Source organism: Agrobacterium sp. fls2-241-TYG-188a (assembly GCF_030209845.1).
The window spans coordinates 241819-263129 of sequence record NZ_JARVRD010000008.1; the positions used below are offsets into that span (position 1 = coordinate 241819).

General features: G+C 56.6%; 18 protein-coding genes and 2 pseudogenes. 3 read left to right on the top strand and 17 right to left on the bottom strand.

All coding sequences use genetic code 11. The annotated features are described in order from the left end of the window. Positions 1 to 2: 2 nt before the first annotated feature. The 6 genes from otnI to QRN85_RS21735 form a co-directional block, all read right to left on the bottom strand. A complete protein-coding gene (gene otnI / locus QRN85_RS21710) occupies positions 3 to 788 on the bottom strand; it encodes a 2-oxo-tetronate isomerase (protein ID WP_062589066.1) in 786 nt (261 codons plus the stop codon). An 11-nt stretch (positions 789 to 799) separates the two neighbouring features. Then, the gene (locus tag QRN85_RS21715) at positions 800 to 2512 is read right to left on the bottom strand and encodes an ABC transporter ATP-binding protein (RefSeq protein ID WP_284760053.1); all 1713 of its coding nucleotides are present in this window, start codon (positions 2510 to 2512) and stop codon (positions 800 to 802) included. 11 nt (positions 2513 to 2523) lie between these two features. Next, a complete protein-coding gene (locus QRN85_RS21720) occupies positions 2524 to 3699 on the bottom strand; it encodes an ABC transporter permease (RefSeq protein ID WP_284760054.1) in 1176 nt (391 codons plus the stop codon). Between the two features lie 10 nt (positions 3700 to 3709). Next, a complete protein-coding gene (locus QRN85_RS21725; protein WP_122069053.1) occupies positions 3710 to 4696 on the bottom strand; it encodes an ABC transporter permease in 987 nt (328 codons plus the stop codon). Between the two features lie 28 nt (positions 4697 to 4724). Next, positions 4725 to 6839: a family 10 glycosylhydrolase gene (locus QRN85_RS21730; protein ID WP_284760055.1), complete on the bottom strand. Its 2115-nt coding sequence runs from the start codon at positions 6837 to 6839 to the stop codon at positions 4725 to 4727. 99 nt (positions 6840 to 6938) lie between these two features. Beyond that, the gene (locus QRN85_RS21735) at positions 6939 to 8867 is read right to left on the bottom strand and encodes an ABC transporter substrate-binding protein (protein ID WP_062589078.1); all 1929 of its coding nucleotides are present in this window, start codon (positions 8865 to 8867) and stop codon (positions 6939 to 6941) included. A 194-nt stretch (positions 8868 to 9061) separates the two neighbouring features. On the opposite strand from QRN85_RS21735, the gene QRN85_RS21740 reads away from it, so the two are divergent. Further along, entirely contained in the window at positions 9062 to 10075 is a 1014-nt protein-coding gene (locus QRN85_RS21740) for a LacI family DNA-binding transcriptional regulator (RefSeq protein ID WP_113094182.1), read from the top strand. Between the two features lie 113 nt (positions 10076 to 10188). Here the strand turns inward: QRN85_RS21740 and QRN85_RS21745 are convergent, their stop codons facing one another. From QRN85_RS21745 to QRN85_RS21775, 7 genes are all read right to left on the bottom strand, one after another. Then, positions 10189 to 11058 (bottom strand): inositol monophosphatase family protein, encoded by an 870-nt coding sequence (locus QRN85_RS21745; RefSeq protein WP_062589082.1) that lies wholly within the window; start codon positions 11056 to 11058, stop codon positions 10189 to 10191. Then, positions 11055 to 11885: a glycerophosphodiester phosphodiesterase family protein gene (locus QRN85_RS21750; RefSeq protein ID WP_113218782.1), complete on the bottom strand. Its 831-nt coding sequence runs from the start codon at positions 11883 to 11885 to the stop codon at positions 11055 to 11057. Before QRN85_RS21750 ends, QRN85_RS21745 begins: the two co-directional genes overlap by 4 nt. 27 nt (positions 11886 to 11912) lie before the next feature. After that, complete coding sequence (locus tag QRN85_RS21755) at positions 11913 to 12743, bottom strand: glycerophosphodiester phosphodiesterase family protein (protein WP_113221611.1); 831 nt, start codon at positions 12741 to 12743, stop codon at positions 11913 to 11915. Continuing rightward, the gene (locus QRN85_RS21760) at positions 12740 to 13864 is read right to left on the bottom strand and encodes an ABC transporter ATP-binding protein (protein ID WP_062589088.1); all 1125 of its coding nucleotides are present in this window, start codon (positions 13862 to 13864) and stop codon (positions 12740 to 12742) included. Before QRN85_RS21760 ends, QRN85_RS21755 begins: the two co-directional genes overlap by 4 nt. A gap of 4 nt (positions 13865 to 13868) precedes the next feature. Further along, positions 13869 to 14786 carry an ABC transporter permease subunit gene (locus QRN85_RS21765; RefSeq protein WP_113218784.1) on the bottom strand — a complete coding sequence of 306 codons (918 nt, stop codon included), beginning with the start codon at positions 14784 to 14786 and terminating at the stop codon, positions 13869 to 13871. A 3-nt stretch (positions 14787 to 14789) separates the two neighbouring features. After that, the gene (locus QRN85_RS21770; protein WP_284760056.1) at positions 14790 to 15680 is read right to left on the bottom strand and encodes a carbohydrate ABC transporter permease; all 891 of its coding nucleotides are present in this window, start codon (positions 15678 to 15680) and stop codon (positions 14790 to 14792) included. 71 nt (positions 15681 to 15751) lie between these two features. Beyond that, entirely contained in the window at positions 15752 to 17059 is a 1308-nt protein-coding gene (locus QRN85_RS21775) for an extracellular solute-binding protein (RefSeq protein ID WP_284760058.1), read from the bottom strand. A 229-nt stretch (positions 17060 to 17288) separates the two neighbouring features. Between QRN85_RS21775 and QRN85_RS21780 the strand changes: the two genes are divergently transcribed. Then, positions 17289 to 18389 carry an ROK family transcriptional regulator gene (locus QRN85_RS21780; protein WP_284760084.1) on the top strand — a complete coding sequence of 367 codons (1101 nt, stop codon included), beginning with the start codon at positions 17289 to 17291 and terminating at the stop codon, positions 18387 to 18389. A gap of 121 nt (positions 18390 to 18510) precedes the next feature. Here QRN85_RS21780 and QRN85_RS21785 read toward each other — a convergent pair. The 4 genes and pseudogenes from QRN85_RS21785 to QRN85_RS21800 all read right to left on the bottom strand — a co-directional run. Beyond that, a pseudogene (locus QRN85_RS21785) lies at positions 18511 to 19162 on the bottom strand (TerC family protein); the annotation flags it as partial. A 92-nt stretch (positions 19163 to 19254) separates the two neighbouring features. Further along, entirely contained in the window at positions 19255 to 19470 is a 216-nt protein-coding gene (locus QRN85_RS21790; RefSeq protein ID WP_244475497.1) for a sigma factor, read from the bottom strand. 294 nt (positions 19471 to 19764) lie between these two features. Then, complete coding sequence (locus tag QRN85_RS21795; protein ID WP_062589097.1) at positions 19765 to 20187, bottom strand: type II toxin-antitoxin system VapC family toxin; 423 nt, start codon at positions 20185 to 20187, stop codon at positions 19765 to 19767. Next, entirely contained in the window at positions 20184 to 20438 is a 255-nt protein-coding gene (locus QRN85_RS21800; protein WP_113094176.1) for a type II toxin-antitoxin system Phd/YefM family antitoxin, read from the bottom strand. Before QRN85_RS21800 ends, QRN85_RS21795 begins: the two co-directional genes overlap by 4 nt. 540 nt (positions 20439 to 20978) lie before the next feature. Here QRN85_RS21800 and QRN85_RS21805 point away from each other — a divergent pair. Continuing rightward, positions 20979 to 21311: pseudogene (locus tag QRN85_RS21805) on the top strand (GGDEF domain-containing protein); the annotation flags it as partial.

Below are 21311 nucleotides of genomic sequence, written 5' to 3' on the forward strand. Positions count from 1 at the left end.
GCTCAGTCCTCCTGTTGATATGCTTTCAACCAGCCAAGGCCTGCACTGGTAGTCGACGCCGGTCGGTATTCGCAGCCGACCCACCCGTCGTAACCAAGTTCATCCAGCCGCTTGAAAATAAAGTCGTGGTTGATCTCGCCCGTCCCCGGCTCATGCCTTCCGGGATTATCGGCGATCTGAACGTGGCCGACCTTGTCGAGCAGGCGCTCAAAGGTCGCGACGAGATCGCCCTGCATGATTTGCATGTGATAAAAATCATATTGGATCAGCAGGTTGGAATGCCCGACACGGTCCATGATCCGCTCGGCCTGATCGGTGTTGGTGACGAAATATCCGGGTATGTCGCGGGTGTTGATGGGCTCGAAGACAAGGGCAATTCCGGCATCCGCCAGACGTTGCGCCGCGTGCCTGAGATTGCCGACGAGCGTGTCTTTCAGAACCTGTTGATCGACGCCGGGCGGTTGAATGCCGGCCAGACAATTGATCTTTCGGCATCCCAGAACTTTTGCATAGCGGATTGCCGTTTCCACGGACATCTCAAATTCGGAGACCCGCTCCGGCAGGCAGGCGATGCCGCGCTCGCCTGCGGCCCAGTGGCCTGGCGGCAGGTTGAACAGGGCCTGCGTCAGATTGCACCTCTTGAGCTCCGCTGCAATTCTCTCTGGAGCCTCCTCGTAGGGGCTTACATATTCCACTGCCGCAAATCCATCGGTAGCAGCAGCGGCAAACCGATCCATGAACGGATGTTCGGTGTAAAGCATGGACAGGTTGGCGGCGAATTTCGGCATCGGCAATGGCCTCAAACTTGGTCTGCGCGCAGGCGGTGCAGCATGCGCTTGTTGCGGGGGTCGGGGTTCGGAACGGAAGAGATCAATCGTTTCGTGTAAGGCTGCGAGGGGGCGGTGCAGATGGTTTCCGCATCACCCACCTCAACGATCTTGCCTTTGTGCATGACCGCGACGCGGTCGCAGAAATAGCGGACCACCGAGATATCGTGTGAAATGAAGATAAAGCTGAGATTGAGCTGCTTTTGAATGTCGAGCAGGAGGTCAAGGATCTGGCTCCGGATCGAGACGTCGAGCGCCGAGGTCGCCTCGTCGGCGACGATGACCATCGGGTTGACGGCAAGCGCCCTTGCAATGCCGATCCGCTGACGCTGGCCACCGGAGAAGGCATGTGGGTACCTCTCCATCACCAGCGGATCGAGCCCGACATTTTGTAGAAGTTCGGCAACGCGCGTCTCCACCGCTTTGCCGGACATGCCACCGGCGATGACCAGAGGATCGCCGATGATCTGCTTGACCGTCATGCGTGGGTTGAGCGATGCAAACGGATCTTGAAAGATGAGACGCACATCCTGATGGTAGCGGCGCAGACCCACTTTGCTCAGTGACGTGACGTCGATCGGTGCCGCATCGGCTTTTTCGCGATAGGCGATCGTCCCGGAGGTCGGCTCGACAATGCGCAGTATCATCCGTCCAAGTGTGGTTTTGCCCGAGCCGCTTTCGCCGACAATGCCGAGATTTTCGCCGGCAAACAAATCGAGATTTGCGTCATCCACGGCCACCAGACCGCGACCGCCACTCCGCGAAAACAGTCCAGATGGTGCGCCGTAAATTTTGGAAAGATTGCGCACCGAAAGGATGGGAGACACGTTGGCTGTCAGCGACGCCGGCAGCCTGCGGATCGCCGCTCCGCTTTCAAGCTTGACCGTCGCTTCCAGAAGCTGCCGAGTGTAGGGGTGCTGGCTGTCGTGAAAAATCTCGTCTACCGGGCCTTTTTCGACTATCTTTCCAAAGCGCATAACAGCGACCTCATCCGCGACTTCGGCAACGATGCCCATGTCGTGGGTGATGAGCAGCATCGCCATGCCGCGCTCGACCTGCAGCCGCTTGATGAGATCGAGGATTTCGGCCTGCGTCGTCACATCCAGCGCCGTCGTCGGCTCATCGGCAATCAGGACTTCTGGGTCGCAGGCGAGCGCCATGGCAATCATCGCCCGCTGGCGCATTCCGCCGGAAAACTCGAACGTGTACCGGTCGGCCATCAGTTCCGGTTGCGGGATCTCCACTTGCCGCAGCAGTTCGATACAGCGCTCCCTGGCCTGCTTCTTCGACACGCGTCGATGCAAACGCACAGCTTCGATGATCTGTGAGCCGATGGTGTGGACCGGCGATAGCGAACTCATAGGTTCCTGAAAAATCAGGCCGATCCGTCCACCGCGAATGGCCAGAACTTCGCGACTGCTTGCTGCAAATTTCGCGACATCGACAGGACCGTTTGGCCCATTGAGGACGATCTGGCCACCGGTCATCTGTCCGGGCTTGTCAATGATCCGCATCAGGGCACGGGCGGTCACCGATTTGCCTGAACCGCTCTCTCCCACCAGTGCGAGCGTCTTTCCAGGTTCAAGGTCGAAACTGACTTTGCGAACGGCATGAAGTACATGGGTTCTGAGATGGAAATCGACGGACAGGTCTTTGACCGCCAGCAAAGTTTCGGGCTTTGTCATCTCACGTCCTCTCAGCTGTCGTAGGGGTCGGCTGCATCGCGCAGGCCATCGCCGAAGAAATTGAAGGACAGCACAGCCAGCACGACCGCAAGGCTGGGCCAGATCAACAGCCACGGGGCGGTAGCAACCGTGCGCACGTTCTGTGCGTCCTGCAACAGCACACCCCAACTGACGACCGGTGGTTTCAGTCCGACACCGAGAAACGATAGTGAGGTTTCAGCAACGATCATGGTGGGAATGGCAAGCGTCACCACCGCCAGAATGTGGCTGGTCAGAGATGGTAGGATGTGGCGGAATATGATCCGCCGTTCCCCGGCGCCGTCCAGCCGTGCAGCCGTCACGAAATCATCGCCGCGTAGAGCGAAAAATCGTCCTCGAACCTCGCGCGCTAAACCGGTCCAGCTCAACAGCGAAACGATCAGCGTGACGACGAAGTAGACCGATAGCGGCGACCAGGTGAGGGGTATGGCGGCGGCCAGCCCCAGCCAGAGCGGTATGGTCGGCATCGCGCTGACGATCTCGATGACGCGTTGAATAAGCGTGTCCACCCAGCCGCCATAATAGCCTGAGATTGCGCCCATCACGACGCCGAGCGTCAATGAAATGGCGACGCCTATAAGGCCGATGGACATGGAAACACGGGTTCCATAGATCAGTCGGCTCATGAGATCTCGTCCGAGCCGGTCCGAACCCAGCAGATACATCGGGTCACGGGCGTTCAGCGGACCGACCAGATGCGTTTCCAGCGGAATGATGCCCCACAGCTTGTAGGGTGCACCTTTGACGAAAAATCCGATGGGAGTGATTTTTGTGTCGTCGACGACGAAGCTGCGGCGAAGGGCTCTCGGCTCGATCTCGATCTTGTAGCCCTTCACATGTGGCAGAAATTGCGAGCCACCATCGGCAGTCGGTGCAAACAGCGCAATGCGTTGCGGCGGCGCAAAGGTGTATTGCGGGCGCGACGTGTTCGGCAGGCTCGGTGCCAGAAACTCGGCAAAGGCACCGATGAGATAAAGCAAAAGAATGATGCCTGCGGCAAAGGCGGCGACCTTGTGACGGAAGAAGCGCTGACGGATGAGCGTCCACTGCCCCGCAGCCTCCAGGCTTGCTACCTTGCGCCCGGACTTCAACGGGCTGATGGCCGGGCCGGTTTCCAGTGCGACGGTTGGGTTCTGGTTGATAGTCATGGCCACCCCCTCAATTGAACCGGATGCGGGGGTCGAGCACCGCAAGCAATATGTCTGAGATCAGCATGCCCACCAGTGTCAGCACGCCCATCAGGAGAATGAAACTTCCGGCCAGATACATGTCCTGACCGACCAGCGCCCGCAACAGAAGCGGTCCGGCCGTTGGAAGGTTCAGCACGATGGCGGTGATGGTAACGCCGGAAACAAGGTCGGGCAGTACCCAGCCGATAGAGCTGACGAAAGGGTTGAGAGCGATGCGGACGGGGTATTTCACGATAACCTTGCGCTCGGGCAAACCCTTGGCGCGGGCCGTGATGACATAGGGCTTGCTTAATTCGTCCGACAGGTTTGCCCGCAGAATTCTGATCATGGCAGCAGTGCCCGACATGGCGATGACGATGACCGGTATCCACATGTGGCTGAGCATGTCCTGAAATTTTGCGATGCTCCACCGCGCATCTACGAAGGCGGGAGAAAATATCCCGCCAACGCTTTGGCCAAAAAACCGGTAGCTCGCATACATCAGCGTCAGCGCCATGATGAAGTTCGGAACGGCCAGCCCAATGAAGCCGAGGAGCGTAAAGGCATGGTCGCCGAAGGAATGGCGCCTGACCGCGGAATAGATCCCGATTGGGAGCGATATCGCCCAGACCAGTAGTAGGCTTGCAAGCGAGATCAAAAGGGTCGAACCCATCCGGTCCCAGATCAGGGTCGATACCGGCTGGTTCCACTCGAAAGAATATCCGAAATCGCCACGGGTCAGTATTCCGCTGATCCATACGAAATACTGGACATAGACCGGTTGATCGAGACCATATTGCGCGCGCAGGCGCGCAATCGTCGCCTCGTCAAGATTCTGTCCGCCATCGGCCATGGTGGAAAGAAGTGAGGTCAGATAATCGCCGGGTGGCAACTGAATGATCATGAATGCGATCAAGGACATGCCGAATAGGGTCGGTATCATGTAAATAACGCGCTTCGCCACATATGTCAGCATGGGTTCCTCCCGCTACATGCTATCCGGCTTATGATTGCCAGGTCAGATGAACCGTTTCGAGGTCATGGATGGAAGGCACGGTGATTTGTGCGCGGTTGCCAACGATCTTGCATGACGCCGTCTCGTTTTTCACAAGTGATTTCACCGAGACTGACGTGCGACCCTTCGGCAGTTTGATCGATAGTGTCTGTTCGCCGATCGGATAGACCTCCCGCAAGGGACCTTTCATCATCATCGGGTTGGTGAGGTTGACGAGGAAGATTGCCATCGCATCCTCGTTTTCATAGATGGCGATATCGATGATGCCTTTTCCGTCAACCGTCACACGATGGTCCTGACCAAGAGCCCAATTCACGGCGTTTGCGATCAGCCTGCCGTGATCGGGTGCAAGTACCTTCCAGAAGACTTCGCCGATGTTCCATGGAATGTAGACCACGCGACCTCCATGGCCCGTCTCACGCGCGACCACGGCAGCGCCGCACGGCGCTTTACGTGGGTAGACTTCCTCCATGGGCAGGTCTGGAAAATCGGGAACGTAAAGGAACGGCGTTTCCGCATCCGAATTTGCATCCACTGCAATCATGTGAGTGCCGCCAATGATGCGCTTAGCCCCCTCGTAACCCTCATTCAACGGGTGCGGATCCGACAGCGCGACATAGGTGTTCTTGACAGGCCCACGAGGTGCGGAAGTCAGCGAGGCACCGAAGACATTCGACAGGCCGAAATCATCGCGCCGCTTGCCGACTTCATTATATAGAGAGGTTTCATGCGCGGCCACGACCGACCCGCCGCGCCGCACATACTGCTCGATGGCCGCGCACTGGTCGTCAGACAGATACGTGGCATTGGCAAGGATGATGAGCTTAAACCGATCCAATGCATCCGGGTTCATGACCTGATCGGAAAGGAATTCGAACGGAATGCGTGCTTCCACCAGCGCATGATAAAAGCCAAGATCATTATGTTCAGCAATGTGGCGCTGCTCCGGTGCCCAGTGCCGCAGCGTCGTTGACGGATCGATGATGGCGATTTCGGCGGTTGGCTGCATGCCCTCCAGATGCGGCTCGATGTCTGCATGGAGATTGAAGGCTTCCGCAACAGGCCGCACCCAGCGGTCATCGGGAACGCAGGCATTGAATTTAGTGAACCAAGGGAAAAGGCCCTGCGCCATGCCATCTTGAATCCAGAGCTTGATTTCCTCGCCGCTCTGGACGGAATCCTTCCATCGATATTCTTCCTCTGGGCCTATGGAGGTGATGAGGCCAACGGGCCGGTCGCGGAACGTTCCACGAATACGTTTACCGTTACGCCCGGCGGACCAGCCGACTTCCACGCCCTGGCGCGCCTGGTGATCGACGAACAGGATCGGGCAATGCTTCTGAATGAGCGAAAGGTCGAATTCCATCAGCGACGATCCACTCATATTCGGGATGAAGCTGGCATGGGGACGGATGGATTTGACTGTCTCGTCCCAATAGACCACGAGTTCTGTGAGAATGCGTCTGCGCCATGCAGCCCAGGCCTGCCACGCCGGATCGGTTGCATCCGGTTTCAACGGCAGATCAAAACCTGTTTCCTGCCTGAAGCGTTTGCGATTGTCTTCGCTGTAGGACACGCCATGCCCCTGCCAGCGGTTGGCGAACACGGCATCAATGTCATATTTGGTCACGATTTCGCTAATGACATCAGTAGTGAAGTCGCGATTATAGCTCCCCAGCGCATCGGTGACGTAGATGCCGGGAAATGCCCAATGCTCACGCGGGCTTCCATCCGCATTGATCGCCACCCATTCGGGATGGGCCTTTGCCGCATCTGCATGGATGGCGTGCGGGTCGACGCGCGCCATGACGTGCATTCCCATTTTGCGTGCGCCTTCCACGATGGTGCCGAATGGGTCGGAGTCGCCGATGAAGCTGGACACGTAGTGAAGGGGAATTTCGCTTGGGTAGTAGGCGATATAGCCGCCCGCCGAAAGGCAGACCGCATTCGACTTGGTGCGCTTGAAAACATCGATCCAGAATTCGGGGTCATATTTCGCCGGGTCGTCTTCCGCAAACGTCAACTGTGTCCAGCGAGTGGCGGATTTGAACCATTCGGGAGAGCGAACGGCAGTTTCGGAAATGGCGGTTGGTCGATGCAACATGTGGTCTCCAATGACAATAGAATGCCGTCGCGCCCATCAAGCGCGTTTGTAACGTTGATGTGCGCATCCCGGTGTCGGGTGCCGGGATGGGACGGTGGATCAGGCCTTGAAAAATGTTTCGGGGTTGGCGGGCCCGGGCGTCGGATATCCCCATGAATTCGGCATGGATTTGGGAACGTTCTGCATATTGTTCTTGACCACACCGTAGCTGTCGCTAGGCAGGCACACGCCGAAAACGTAAAACTGGTCGGCAGCGATCTCCAGTATTTCCGTCATCAGCTTTCGCTGCACCTCCGGGTCCGGCGAGCCCAGCACACGGTCGTAACGCGCCAATGCATCCTTGACCGGCTGCGGCGGCTCGACCGCACCTTTGGACGCTGGATCGCGGTACCACAGCTGCCATCCCTTGGCGTACAGCGCCTCGGTCGTGTTGGGAATGAAATAGCGAGGGTCGAGAATGGCCGCGATGCCGCCATTGCCGCCGAAGCGGTGTGCGGTCGCGTCATAGTCGATGCCTTGGCGAACACGGACCTCCCATAGTGAACGATCCATGCTTCGCATTTGCACGTCCACCCCCACCGCATGAAACATCGGCAGCGCCAGCTGAAAGATGTCAAGGAAGGTAGTGCGGGCCTGATCGATCTCGAATATGACTGTCACTCGCTTGCCATTTTCATCCTGCCGAAAGCCTTCGCCATCCTTGTTGGGAAGTATCTTGTCTAGCAGAGCGTTGGCCGTATCGGGATCGTACTGGGTGAATTGCGTGGCCAGACGTTCGTTGTAAAGGGGGTCTTCAGCCCGCACTGCGGGTTGTGAGATCGTTCCCTGGCCGATGAACACCGTGTCGATGATCGCCTGCCGGTCCAGCGCCATCGAAAGCGCTGCCCTGAAATCCTTGTTACCGTAGAGCTTGCGCTTGGCTTCATCCGGATGGTTGAGGTTGAGCTGGAACACCATCTCGTTGGTTTCTGTCGATGTCAGCGTATACAGGCCAAACTGGCCCTGTTCCTGCGAATCGTAAAGCACGGCCCGATTGGCTGGCGTGGCGATATACTGATCCATCAGATCGATTTCGCCCTGCATCGCCTTCAACAGCAATACCTGTGCATCGGCGACCATCTGGTAGACAATGCGATCGATGTAAGGCAGTTGATTTCCCTCAGAATCGACCTTCCAGTAGAACGGGTTGCGCTCGGCGATGGCGCGATCAGTGCTTTGTCCCGGTGCTACCGCCATCTTCCAGGCATGGATAACGGGGCGCTGCGAATTCTGGAAGAACTCGTTGTCTACCACTAGACCCGCTTCGCGCTGAAATAGCTGGATCCAGCCTGAAGCGCCCTTCGTCTTGGCTTCCTGTTCTGCGTTGGGGTTGTATTTAATGTGGAACTGCTTGAGATAGTGTTTCGGCGCGCGGGTCGTCTGGTCATCATTGGCCCATGCCAGCCGAAGCGGAAACAGACCGTTGGGTGCTGCGAAAATAACCTTGAACGTGACATCGTCCACGGCTTCGAAGCGGGCCTTCTTTCCACCTGCGCGCAGATGGTTCTGGCCGATATCGTTGAGGCCCTCGTAATCGAAGATATCCTCGTACCAGAACATGATGTCATCAGTGGTGAACGGTTCGCCGTCCGACCATTTCATGCCCTTGCGCAGCCTGAAGGTAAACTCGGTGGCATCGGCGTTGCTCTCATAATGCTCTGCGACATTCGGCACCACGCCGGACCAATCCGGCTCGTACCGCAACAACGGCTCGTAAGCCTGATAGCGGAACAGCATGGACAGGGATCCGCCACCGACGATCGCGCTGTTCCAGTCACCGCCGTGTGTTCCCACGCGGTCAAGCGGTGTGACGACCAGCGGGTTGATTGGCAGGCGGTTTGCAACGGCTGGCAGCTTGCCGCCCTTGACGATGGCGTCCAGTATGGCGGGTTCTTGAACAGTGCTCGTTTGCGCAAAGGCTTGCAGGGCGGGCAGTACGACGGCAGCAGTGCTCGCAGCGAGAAACGCGCGGCGATTGAATCCTTGCATTTGTTTCCTCCTCCAATCAAGTATCGCGAGTTTACCTCTCCTCCTCAGGATCGACCCCGCAATATGACACGGCTGCGTCGCTAAACAGATAGCTTGCACGACCGTGTTTGTTTAGCTTGCATAATGTAATTTGTTAGGTAAAGCGTTATGTTAAATTTTATTTTGTTCGCGGCATCACAATGGGAGCACGCGTTATGCGCAAAGTGACATTGCAGGACATTGCCGATTATACCGGCCTGTCGAAATTTGCCGTCTCATGCTCACTCTCAGGAAAAGCCGGGGTCAGCGAGACGACGCGCAGACGAGTCGAGCACGCTGCCGCAATGCTGGGCTACCAACGCCAGAAAGCTGCCGATGGGCAACGCGAGATCACACTAATCTTTCACGATCAGGTCGATAGCGTGAGCTACGAGTTACGGACGATGCTGCAGGACGGCATGCAGAAGGAGGCGCATCGACTGGGTCAGGCCGTACGATTGCAGTGGACGCACGACGCCGACAGGGTCGAGGCGATGGTGGAGGATAGCTCAGGCATCATCCTTGTTGGGCCGCATGAACAAAAGACGCTGGACATTGTAAGAGCGTCCGGCGTGCCATCGGTTCGACTGGGGTGGGTGTTTCCACTTGAAAAGGCTGATCATGTCGGCGGGACGGACCACGAAGCAGGCATAGCGGTCGGCGAGTATTTGTTTGGGCTTGGGCATCGCGACATCGCTTTCGTGCAGGGGCAGGAAGGCTATCGCGGTCGTATGGAACGATACCACGGTCTGCGCGAAAGTTTAGAGCAACACACAGATGCAAAACTGCATATTCTGCGCTTTGATGAAGATGGAGGCTTTATCCCTGCGCTACAAACTCTTCACACTGAGGGAATCGCACCCACAGCCCTGTTTTGCGCTCACGATGGGCTGGCGCTCACCGCTGTTTCCGAGCTACTAGCACGTGGCTACCGCATACCAGAAGACATGTCCGTTGTCGGATTCGGTGATTTTTCCGCCGCGACCCAGATATCTCCTCCCCTGACGACCATCAGGGTACAAGGTGGGGAGATGGGCGCTACAGCAATGCGCCTACTGCTGGAACGTATCGAAACAAGAGGGCAGCCGGTCGTTGCAAAACGCATTCTTATCGCATCGACCTTCATCGAGCGTCGCTCATCGGGGCCTGCGCCTAATCATCCGAAATGGTTGACACATTTCGAGCGATGAAAACAGACCGCCTCGAACGAATATGAATTGGCGACCTGCTTTTACTCGAACGTACGCCACCGAAATTTATAACCAGTTTCAATGATGTACAAGCTTTAGGGGCACACATATTCTCAATCGCGTTCTCCTCGAGCTTCTAATGGAGACGGGACGATATCAGGATGGAGTGCAATTTGCACGTCCGTCCATGACTCCTTGCTCGGCGCGGCTAAGAGATGTCCTTCCGTCATAGTTGAACGGTACGATTCGCCGTCCATGGTAGCAGCATAGCCACCTGCTTCTGCGTGGATGAGCACGCCGGCTGCATGATCCCACGGCTTTAGGCTCTCGTTGAGGCAGAAGCTCATCGCGCCTGTCGCCAGCATCCGGTATTCCCAGGCTGAACAGCGCCATGTGGTAACCCGGAGAAATCTTGTGATACGCGGCGCCAGTTTCTCCCGTAAGTCCGGATCGAACATGTGTAGCGGAATGAAGCCGTGCATTTCTTCGATTGGGGTCGAAGCGGCGACTGAAAGACGCGTTTTCGTACCATCTCCCGCCACATGCCAGGCGCCCTGCCCCGGCCTTGCTACCAGGAAATCGCCTAAAACTGGGTAATAGATGATGCCGGCAATAGTTTCACCGCGAGAAACAATGGCGAGAATGCTGCCAAACATCGGCGTGCCATGGGCAAAATGCCAAGTGCCATCAATCGGATCGATGACAGCCGCCAGATCCGCGGTCGCAAGATCCCCGAGGATGGACGGGTCATCGGACACGGCTTCCTCGCCGATAATGGTGATGCCCGGCAAGCGTGCCTTCAGCTTCTCGCTGATCACCCGCTCAGAGGCAATATCAGCATCGGTGACGATATCGTCCGCCACGGTTTTTGCGCGAATGGTTTCCGACGAAACAGAACGGAAACGCGGCAAGATTTCCCGGTCCGCGGTATCCCGCATGATGGCCATCAGTTCATTCAGCAGCTCATCGTTTACGTTGCTCATGTGCGCCGGCCTTCAAGATAGGTCTTAAGCGCTTCCGGCTCGTCCGTCTGGAAAACGCTGACACCAGCATCGATTAACGAGCCCCAGATGCGGTCAGGATCGACAAGCGCCGCCTTGTCCACCCATTCACCGCTCGCTTCCATGCTGAGCGTATTCGTCCACAGCGCCATGTTCACATCGCGGAACATCTGCCGGTTCGCCTTGATTGTTTGGAGGCTGTCGAAACGTATTTCGCACATGAAGGGTTTGATTTCCGACAGCAACGCCATGGTTTGGTAAATGGTTTCGGCGGTGAATTTTGACATCGCCATGAAAGCCACCCCATTGATATGCTGGGCGCGCACCCAGTCCAATTCCTCGCGTGTCATGACGTTCGTTTTCAGGTCCACGTATGATGCAGCATTCATATCACGAGCGCAGGCTGCGACTTGCGAAAACAGGCCACGGTCCTTGAGATCGAGGTCTGCAAAGATGCGGCCACGGATGATTTCGAATGCCTGTTTCAGCGTCGGAATGCGTTGGTCGGTCGTGGTGCGATGCTCGCCGCCATCGTCCTCACGCAAGGAGATGGCCCGCAGTTCGGCCATGGTAAAAGTTTCAGCGTCGCGGTCGATACCGGCCATGCGCAATAGCGTGTCATCGTGCATGATAAAAAGTTCACCGTCAGCGCTTTTTCGGATATCGAGCTCAACAATGTCTGCACCTACGGCGATCGCCCGCTCGATGGCTGCGAGACTGTTTTCGGGAGCTCCATGCCATGCGCCTCGGTGGGCAACGATGGCGGGCGCGCGTTTCTGGTCAGCGATATAATCTACGTAATGCGTCATTTCATATTTTCCTTTGGGAGATTTTAATTAGGTGCGGCGGGCTGCGAGATAGGATTTGAGAGCAGGAGCCTCATCGCTCTGGATGACCGAAATGCCGGCATCGATCAGCCGTCCCCAGACGGCATCGGGATCAGCAAGGGCCCTCTCATCGGTGAAGCCGGCGCAGGCGACGCTGTCGAGCGTGTTGACCCAGAGCGCCATGCCGGTGTTACGGGTAAGGTTCTTCAGGGCAGCCAGCTCTTCCACCCTGTCGAAATAGATTTCGCAGACGGATGGGGAGAGGTCTTCCAGCAAGGAGAGTTGCGTGGCTGCACCAGGCACGTTGAGCCGGGTCTTTGCCAAAAACAGGATTTCATGCGGCATGATCGTATCGCGGATCCAGCCAAGATCCTTTTCTGTTTTCAGCGAGGCCCAGACGTCGACCTGATGCGCGACACGCATGTCCTTTGCGAGAGCAATCACATCTGGAATGACTTCGCGCTCCTTGACGTCTAGATGTACAAAGATGCGGCCCCGCGTCAGGTCGAACACCTCGACAAGGCTCGGCAGCTTTTCCAGCGTGGAACCATTGCCCTCGCCGCCATCGCGGTCGCGCAGGCGCAGGACCGAGAGATCTTGCGAAGACAAGGCTTCCGGCGGCTGACCGAGACCTGTCATGCGCTCCAGCGTCTCGTCATGTAGCAGAAAAAGACCACCATCTGCGCTGCGGCGAATATCGATTTCGACTACATCACAACCGGCATCAATGGCACGCTGGATAGCGATCAGGCTGTTTTCCGGCGCATTGCGCCAGATGCCGCGATGCGCAACCACGGCGCAACCGCGGGTCTTGTCGGCGATAAATTCTCTGTAATTCACTGGTATTCCTTCACCGGGGCCGGTTGCGCGTCACCGAAGGCGTTGGCGATGGCGCGGCCGGTTTCACCGTCAAAGAGATGCAGGCGCGCCTGCGGGAAGGACAGCGACAAAGTCTGCGTCGTATCGATCTCGACGCCGAAGGGCATGGCGATCCTGAGATTCTGGTCGGCAATCTTCGTTTCGAGAACTTCGTGCGAGCCGAGGTCCTCTCGATAACGGATTTCCGTTTTGATCGAACCGCCCGCGTTGACGGCGATATCTTCCGGGCGGATGCCGAGCTGGAATTTGTTCTTACCTGAATAGCTGGCGACCACCTGACCGTCAGCCAGCCGCAGCACGGAACCATCCCCTTCAACCTGAAGAATGTTCATCGGCGGCGAACCGATGAATTTTGCGACGAAGACGGAAGCGGGACGATGATAGATCGCCTTCGGCGTATCGAACTGCTCGATATGCCCCTTGTTGAGAATGAGAATGCGGTCTGCCAGCGTCATCGCTTCAACCTGGTCGTGGGTGACGAACACGCTGGTGGCGCCGATGCGGCGATGCAGTTCGGCAAGCTCGACGCGCATGTCGTGGCGCAGCTGCGCATCGAGGTTCGACAACGGTTCATCGAACAGCAGTACGCCGGGCTCACGGATGATTGCGCGGCCGATGGCAACACGTTGGCGCTGACCGCCGGAAAGCTGGCTCGGCTTGCGGGTCAGGAAATCGGCAAGGCCGAGCATTTTTGCGACCGTGCCGACACGCTCGGCACGGTCGGCCTTGGAGACGCCGGCGACCTTGAGGCTATAGGCCATGTTTTCCGCGACCGTCATGTGTGGGTAGAGCGCATAGTTCTGGAACACCATGGCGCAGCCGCGATGTTTTGGCTCCAGATCCTGCACCTCGCGGCCGCCGATGATGATCTTGCCGCCGGATACACGTTCAAGGCCGGCGATCATCTGCAAAAGCGTGGACTTGCCGCAACCCGATGGGCCGAGAACCACAGTAAATTCACCCGGACGCAGCGAGACGTCGATCGGCGGGATGATGGTGTTTTTGAAGTCATAGGACTTGGTTACTCCGATAAGCTCGATCTCGGCTGCGGCGGCGCGGATGGCTGTGTCAATGTCGGTCATGGGATCATTTCTCCGAGAGAACGAGGCCCTGAACGAGAAACCGCTGCAGAAGCGCGATCATCGTCAGCGGAACGAGAGAGACGAGCACAGCGCCGGCCATGATCATCGGAAAATCGGGCACCTGGCCGTCGGCGTCCGGCACGAGGCGGGCAAGGCCGACCACGGCAGTCTGCATATCGGGCGTCGAGGCGCCGACCAGCGGCCATAGATATTGCGTCCAGCCGCTGAGAAAGGTGAGCACGAACAGCGAGGCAAAGCTGGATCGGGCCAACGGCAGAAGGATGTCGATAAGAAAACGGATCGGCCCTGCCCCATCCATACGCGCCGCCTTGAACAGGTCCTTGGGCAGCGTCAGGAAGAACTGGCGGAACAGAAACGTGCCGGTGCCATGCGCCACCAGCGGCGCGATCAACCCGAAATGCGTATCGAGCACGCTCAGTTCGAGCTGGATCGGCGCGCCGAAAATTATCTCGATCAGGCTGTTTAGGCGGGTGAAATCCAGCACCGCATTGAGTGGAGAAAAGACGTTGGATGCCACCTGATATGTGGTGATGACGCGGATATCTAGTGGCAGAATGATGGTGGCGAGAATCAGGGCGAAGACCACACCCCCCCAGCGAATGCGGAAATAAACGATCGCATAGGCCGACAGGAAAGACAGGACGCAGGTGCCAAGCGCGTTGGAAAACGCCACGATCAGGCTGTTGAGCATCTGCACCGGAATGCGGGTGTCATATATGACCTTGCTCATATTGGCGAACAGCTCAGTGCCCGGCACCCAGGCAAGGCCGTTCTGCAGCATATATTCATAGGATTGAGAGGCGGTGGACAGCGTGAGGTACAAGGGCCCAACGATGTAGAGGATACCGATGGCCAGCAGGATGCTGGCGACAATGTTGATGGAGCGTGCGTTTTCGACCATGGCTCAGCGCTCGTAATTGATGCGCCGGCCGAGAAAGAAGAACTGGCAAGCTGCGAGAAGAAGGACAAAAACCATCAGGATGGCCGTCTGGGTGGAAGCGCCGGAAAGATCGAATCCGCGGAAACCATCGACATAGATTTTGTATACGAGCAGCGTCGTCGAGCCGCCCGGACCACCGCCGGTGATAGTATCGATCAGCGCGAAGACCGAAGTGATGCTTTCAGCGAATTCCAGAACGAAGGTCAGGAACAGTTGCGGCAGGATCAGCGGCAGCTGCACATCGAAAATGCGCCGCCAGGGACCGGCGCCGTCCATGGCCGATGCCTGATACATGGTTGGCGGGATCGAGCGTAGGCCGGCAAGCAGGATGACGAAATTGAAAGGAATGCCGCTCCAGACATGTGCAGCCACCAGCGTCACAAATGCGTCCGTACCGTCGATACCAGGGTTCCACAGACCGGGAAACAGCGAATTAAGCGGTGCCATCAGCCCGACGAACGGATTGAAGATGAAGGCGAACACGACGCCGATCGAGGCGCCGGCGATGCCTTTGGGCCAGACGAAGATGTTGCGCGCCGCGTAAGAGAGACCGAGCTTGCGGTCAGCGGCGATCGCCAGCATCAGCGGCACGACGACCGCAAGTGACGATGCCGTCAGCATGAAGATAACGGTGCGGCCGGCGGCTGCCCAGAATTCCGGATCGGAGAGAACACGCGCAAAATTCTGAAAACCGACAAATTCCGAGTCGCCGCCAAACGGCTGCTCCAGGAAAAACGACCAGTAGAAGGCCTGAAAAACCGGCACGTAAAAGAATAGCAGGATCAGCAACATCAGCGGCGCTACCAGAAGCAGCGGCAACCAGCGATGGCCGAACATGGAGGATTCCAACGACATGGGATAAAATTCCAGACACGAAAGAGTACATGGGGCGGCGACCCGCCCCATGCTGGAAGACAAAGTCCAGATCAGGGAAGCGTCTTACCCTTGTAGGTCTGCTCGAAGCGGCGCAGCAGCTGGTCGCCGCGCTTCTTGGTATTGTCGAGCGCCACCTGCATGGTCTGCTGACCGGCAAAGGCCTTCTGGGTTTCTTCCATGAAAACTTCGCGGAACTGCACATAGAAGCCTAGACGGATGCCGCGGGTATCGGCCGTGGCCGGCTGGTTCATGGATTCGACGCCGACCTTGGCGGTTGCGTATTTCGGCGAATTGGCGTCCGGGCTTTTGGCGATGGTATCTAGAACGTCGGTGGTGACGGGTACGTAACCCGTTGCGGCAGTGAAGAACATCTGCTGTTCCGGCTTGCGCAGGAAATCGAGGAAGGCTTTCGCAGCCTCGATCTCGGCCTTGTCGTGACCCTTCATGACGTAGATGGAAGCCCCGCCGACAAAGGTGTTGTAACGGTTGTAACCCTTGTACATCGGCGCCATGCTGACCGTCAGTTCGTATTTGCCGTCAAATGCCTTGGCAGCGGCAGCGTAGGAACCGGAAGACTGTTCCATCATTGCGCATTCGCCGGCATTGAAGGCGGCGGTGTAGTTGCCTGCCTTGGTATCTGCTGCGAGGCGAACGAGACCTTCCTTGCGCCACTCGACCAGGTTGGCGAGATGCTTGGCGGCATAGGTGGTGTTGATGACATATTCGGCGTCGAGGCCGTCATAACCGTTGTGCTTGGTGGCGATCGGCAGACCGTGACGGGCGGAGAACTGCTCGAGCACGCGCCAGGTATCGCCATCAGTCACGAACGGGCAGGCATGGCCGGCCGCTTTCAGCTTGCGGGCGGCCTCGATAACGCCTTCCCAGGTCGTCGGCGTCTCGGTGATGCCGACTTTCTCAAGCTCGGTTTTGTTCGTGTAGAACAGCAGGGTCGAGGAATTGTAGGGCTGGGCGAACAGCTTGCCCTTCGAGGTTTCGTAATAGGCGCGGGCACCGGCAATATACTGGTCCCCTTTGACGTTCGGCATCAGGTCCTGAACCGGCTCGACGGCGTCCGACAACATCAGATCGAGCGTGCCGGCGTCGAAGAACTGGATGAGAACCGGGTGGTTCTTGGCGCGGTAGGCGGCAATCGCCTTCTGCATCGACACTTCGTAAGAGCCTTGACCAATGCAGTTGACCTTGTGCTCGCTTTGCGAGGTGTTGAAGGCGTCGCACTGAGCCTTTATCGCGGTCTCAACCGCGCCCGTGTTGCCGTACCAGAACTCAATAGTGGCAGCCTGAGCAGAGGCTGTATTGGTCAGTGCTGCGACCATAGCAGCCAGTGTAAACTTGTTCATTTCGCCCTCGCAGCGGGTGTTTTGAAAGATGATTGATCTCGAGGGAGATTGTTACGCTTTATGTGTAACAACCAGATGACGGCAAAATGGACTTGTCTACGTGCCTCTTCGCCAGTAGATCGGCTTGGAGCCATATTATGTCGCGCGTGGGAAAGTGGGTGGTTTGTTGGCGGGTCGTTATCTTCCGGAAGCTCTAATTGCTCGGCGATTTATTCGCGTTCAAGATGAGATGACAGTTGTTTCTGCTAATGAGCGCAGGTTGCTACGTTTAATCTGGCGACAACCCGGGATTTCTCGTTCTGAAATCAACGAGTATACCGATCTTACCCAGCAGTCGGTCCACCGGATTCTCGACCACTTGGCCGAACGAAAGATCATTGTTTTGGGGTCTGCCAAAGCAGGTCTAGGCCGCGGACAGCCAAGCCCAATGCTTCACCTCAACGGCTCGTTCGCCTATGCCTGTGGCATATCCGTTAATACCGACATCATTGGAATCTGCATCATTGATCTGGCAGGTAATATCGTTGGCGAACGCGAAGTGCCGCTTCTTAAAACGACGATGCAAGAAGCGCTTCACTCCGTAAAAAAACAGGTGGTCGAGTTGCAGCAGCAAAACAACCTAGCGGACGACGATCTATTCGGAATAGGGTTTGCGATTGCTGGCTATCACGTCGAGGGAACACGCCATAATGCACCGCTGCCGCTCCGTGAGTGGTCGATGATTGAACTTGGGCCAATCGTATCTGACCTCTTTAGCCGGCCAGTATGGGTCATCAATGGCGGAAAATCGGGCGCCGTCGCAGAATCAATGTTCGGGATTGGCCGCTTTACGAGCGATTTTGCGTATCTCAGTTTCAATTACGGTTTTGGTGGCGGAGTGATCATCGATGGCGAGTTGTTACAGGGTGGCAGAGGGAACGCGGGCGAGTTTTCCGGTCTTTATGATGAAATTGAAACGAAACGGCGTCCCGCACTTCAATATCTAATCGATCAGATAAACAGGGATGGCGTGAATGTGCCTTCAATACACTACATGCGCCGTCATTTCGATCCTGAGTGGCCGGGCGTATCGGAATGGGTGGAGACCGTAACGCCCGCTTATAACCGCCTCGTCAACGCGATCCGATCCACACTTGATCCACAAGCGATAGTATTTGGCGGCCAGATCCCGCACATGCTGGCATCGATGCTGATTGAACGCACAAAAATTTTCGACCGGCCACGTTATGGTGTTCATAGAGGGGGGCCCGAACTGGTCATATCGGAGATCGCGTCCGACGCAGCCGCCATGGGAGCGGCGATTATCCCATTCCGACGAATGTTCTACTGAGCAAACGGAAACCAACAAACTGTCTAAGCTCTTAAGCGGAATCGAACCACCGTGATGTCATTTCGATTGCCGTCGATCGTGCTCTGAAGTGACACTTGCAGCAAGACCACAATGCGCGTTTGACCGAAAAGCCGATGGCTGCGTAGAGGTAGCCCTTCGGAATATGGAACCCAAGGCCTTCAACGATCAGCGAGAAGCCGATCAGGAAGCCCAGGCATAGAATGACAACGGTCGGATGTTTCGACACGAATGCTATCAATGGTTTGGAGGCTGCCATCATGACACCCATGGCGACAATGACGCCGATCATAATCACCGAGAGATGCTGCACCATGCCGACGGCAGTGATCACTGCTGTCGAGGGAGAAGACCGCGTCGAGAACCACGATCTGCACGAGCACCTGCCATAAGATGGCATGCTCGACTGGACCGTCCGTGCGCTCGGTGTGCCCTTCCAGACGCTCGTGCAGTTCCATCGTTCCCTTGAACAGCAGGAACACACCGCCGAAGATCAGAATGAGGTCACGTCCTGAGAGTACGACGCTTAGAAAAGTAAACAATGGCGAGGTCAGCGTGACGATCCAGGCGATGGAGGCCAGCAGGATGAGCCGCATGCCAAATGCGAGCCCGAGACCGATCAGACGCGCTTTCTCGCGCTGATGTTCCTGTAGCTTGTCTGCGAGGATGGCAATGAAGACGAGGTTGTCGATCCCCAATACGATTTCGAGGACGATCAGGGTGGCAAGGCCCGCCCAGGCGGCTGGGTCGGACATCCATTCGAATATTCTTGACCTGTGAAAGGTACGCGCTCTGCTCCTGGGGCGCTGGATAGGAGAGCGATGAGTCTCCCGAAACGATGTCATCCCTACGCTGTCGAGCGGAGGCTGATCTGTAGCGATCGATATGCGTGTTGTGCAGGATCGACAAGAGCCAGTTGCGAGCGTTGGCGCTCGTAGGCTTTTACAAGCGCGTCCTGTACGAGGTCGTCAGCATCGCTGGTGTTTCGTACAAGCGAGCGGGCGTATCGTCTCAAGCTCGATAGCTGTCCAACTACGTCAAACGGTCGGTTCGCAGGGTCCACGTCTTAATATACGTAGTCCTGGCAAGATTTATTCCAGCAGGAATCAAAATGAATCCTAACAGTTGTAGCTCGACGCACTGATCACTGCGGTTTAGAATTTACAAGCAACAGTGCCAGTCACTTTGCTCCACGTACATCGGTCGTCGCACGTCGACAGCTCAAAACGTTGAAAACTGACCATCTAGAAAGGACTCGGTCCCCCCCACGCTGTCATGTAACCCTGCTCTTGAAGGAGCTGAACCGCCGACCTCTGTATTGTAACGAACTCGACTGAGTTGCCCTGCGCGCTTTTCCTTAGGCGCGCCACGGGTCCACGAGAATAACGCCGGTTCCCCCGAAGTCTCTAATGTTGCGTGTAACGACCACCAGCCCGTGCACGGCTGCCGTGGCCGCAATGAGTGCATCAGCTTCATTTCGGCGATCCGGAATGTGCAAGTGGGCACACCGCGTCGCGATTGCTTCATCGATAGCAATGATACGCTGAGCAAACTCCGGGCGAACTCGGCTATCCATCCAGGTTCGTAAGCGAGCGCCCTGCTCAACGTCACGCCGTTGGATGCTGAGTATCCCTCGCTCAAGCTCCAGAATCGTTATAGCAGAAATGTATAAATCACGGGAATCCTGCCCGCTTAGCCAAGCCGTCACATTCAGATCAGCTCGACCGTCACCAACCTTGCGAAGCTCAGAGACAACGTTCGTATCGAGCAGATATCTCAAGACAGATCAACTTCTCGAGTTGCTATGACCGATCGAGACGGATCAAAATCGATATCCGACAATCCAGGCATTGAAAGCGCATCCACAAGATTGTGACGCTTGCCTGTGAGACGCTCAAACTCACCATATGTCATCAACACGTGCGAAGGTTTACCTCGATCAGTGATGACGACAGGCCCCGCTTCAGCAGCTTTTTTCGCTCTGCCAACATCATGATTCAATTCGCGGCTAGTCAAGCTGATAGTGGCCATATGCGCCTCCCGTGTAGGAACGTGCCTACATATAGCGCCTTTGATTGCCCTGCGCAATGTCCGCTTGCGTGTCTGGCTCGAGCAGCCTCGGATCAAGCGCGACAGCATCACCTCTCGATAACCATCTGCGATTACGATACTAACGGATTGAAAGTCAAAGCGTGACTGATTGAAACTTCGATCTCAACTGATTGAAATCGAATCGCTCAACCGAAAACAGATGGTTACGGAACATGTCCGCACCCATCAGGCCAATCCTTGCCGTCTTCGCCTTGAAGAGATTCAGAACCTCTGACCTGTTTGATATTCAGACCAACGCTTAACCTATTGGTTCTATCAAAAGGCGCCCGTTTTGGGCTCATGGAAACATTAGTCTCTCCCAGGCGCGCTATATTCGCAGCTCATGCCGTAGCCCTAGCTTTAGTGCCGGCTCTCAACAGCACGCTTAACACTACGCCAACCATATCGGCAATATGAGAGGCGGCGTAAAGAATCTTATAAAGACCACGCTGTAGGCTTTGACGTAAGGCAGGCAGAGCAATGCAGATCGATTTACAAACCCTTTGGTACTTAACCGTCGGAACGCTACTGGTGTCAGCGTTGCTTCTCCTTTGGGAAAGGCAGGCTCATCCAAGTCGCGCACGCGTGCTCGGTGTTCTGGCCGCGGCACTCTTCGCGTTCGTTCTCGGTTGCATACTTGCAATGAACCGCAGCCACTTTCCGGTCGCGCTCGGCATGGGGGCGATCAACATCCTAATGATGTTGGGCTACATTCTGGTCCTTAACGCCGTCGCCGGTCTCGACGGTCACCGGTATTTCTGGTCGTCCGTCGTAGCGCTAAGCTTCTTAGCCATCGCCTGGGCGATCGCTGGC

Coding starts and splice junctions, on each gene's coding strand:
- QRN85_RS21800 (WP_113094176.1), bottom strand. CDS start 20,438: ATGGCCACTATCAGCTTGACTAGCCGCGAATTGAATCATGATGTTGGC.
- QRN85_RS21735 (WP_062589078.1), bottom strand. CDS start 8,867: ATGCAAGGATTCAATCGCCGCGCGTTTCTCGCTGCGAGCACTGCTGCC.
- QRN85_RS21745 (WP_062589082.1), bottom strand. CDS start 11,058: ATGAGCAACGTAAACGATGAGCTGCTGAATGAACTGATGGCCATCATG.
- QRN85_RS21730 (WP_284760055.1), bottom strand. CDS start 6,839: ATGTTGCATCGACCAACCGCCATTTCCGAAACTGCCGTTCGCTCTCCC.
- QRN85_RS21780 (WP_284760084.1), top strand. CDS start 17,289: ATGACAGTTGTTTCTGCTAATGAGCGCAGGTTGCTACGTTTAATCTGG.
- QRN85_RS21740 (WP_113094182.1), top strand. CDS start 9,062: ATGCGCAAAGTGACATTGCAGGACATTGCCGATTATACCGGCCTGTCG.
- QRN85_RS21765 (WP_113218784.1), bottom strand. CDS start 14,786: ATGGTCGAAAACGCACGCTCCATCAACATTGTCGCCAGCATCCTGCTG.
- QRN85_RS21720 (WP_284760054.1), bottom strand. CDS start 3,699: ATGACTATCAACCAGAACCCAACCGTCGCACTGGAAACCGGCCCGGCC.
- QRN85_RS21715 (WP_284760053.1), bottom strand. CDS start 2,512: ATGACAAAGCCCGAAACTTTGCTGGCGGTCAAAGACCTGTCCGTCGAT.
- otnI (WP_062589066.1), bottom strand. CDS start 788: ATGCCGAAATTCGCCGCCAACCTGTCCATGCTTTACACCGAACATCCG.
- QRN85_RS21750 (WP_113218782.1), bottom strand. CDS start 11,885: ATGACGCATTACGTAGATTATATCGCTGACCAGAAACGCGCGCCCGCC.
- QRN85_RS21770 (WP_284760056.1), bottom strand. CDS start 15,680: ATGTCGTTGGAATCCTCCATGTTCGGCCATCGCTGGTTGCCGCTGCTT.
- QRN85_RS21775 (WP_284760058.1), bottom strand. CDS start 17,059: ATGAACAAGTTTACACTGGCTGCTATGGTCGCAGCACTGACCAATACA.
- QRN85_RS21725 (WP_122069053.1), bottom strand. CDS start 4,696: ATGCTGACATATGTGGCGAAGCGCGTTATTTACATGATACCGACCCTA.
- QRN85_RS21760 (WP_062589088.1), bottom strand. CDS start 13,864: ATGACCGACATTGACACAGCCATCCGCGCCGCCGCAGCCGAGATCGAG.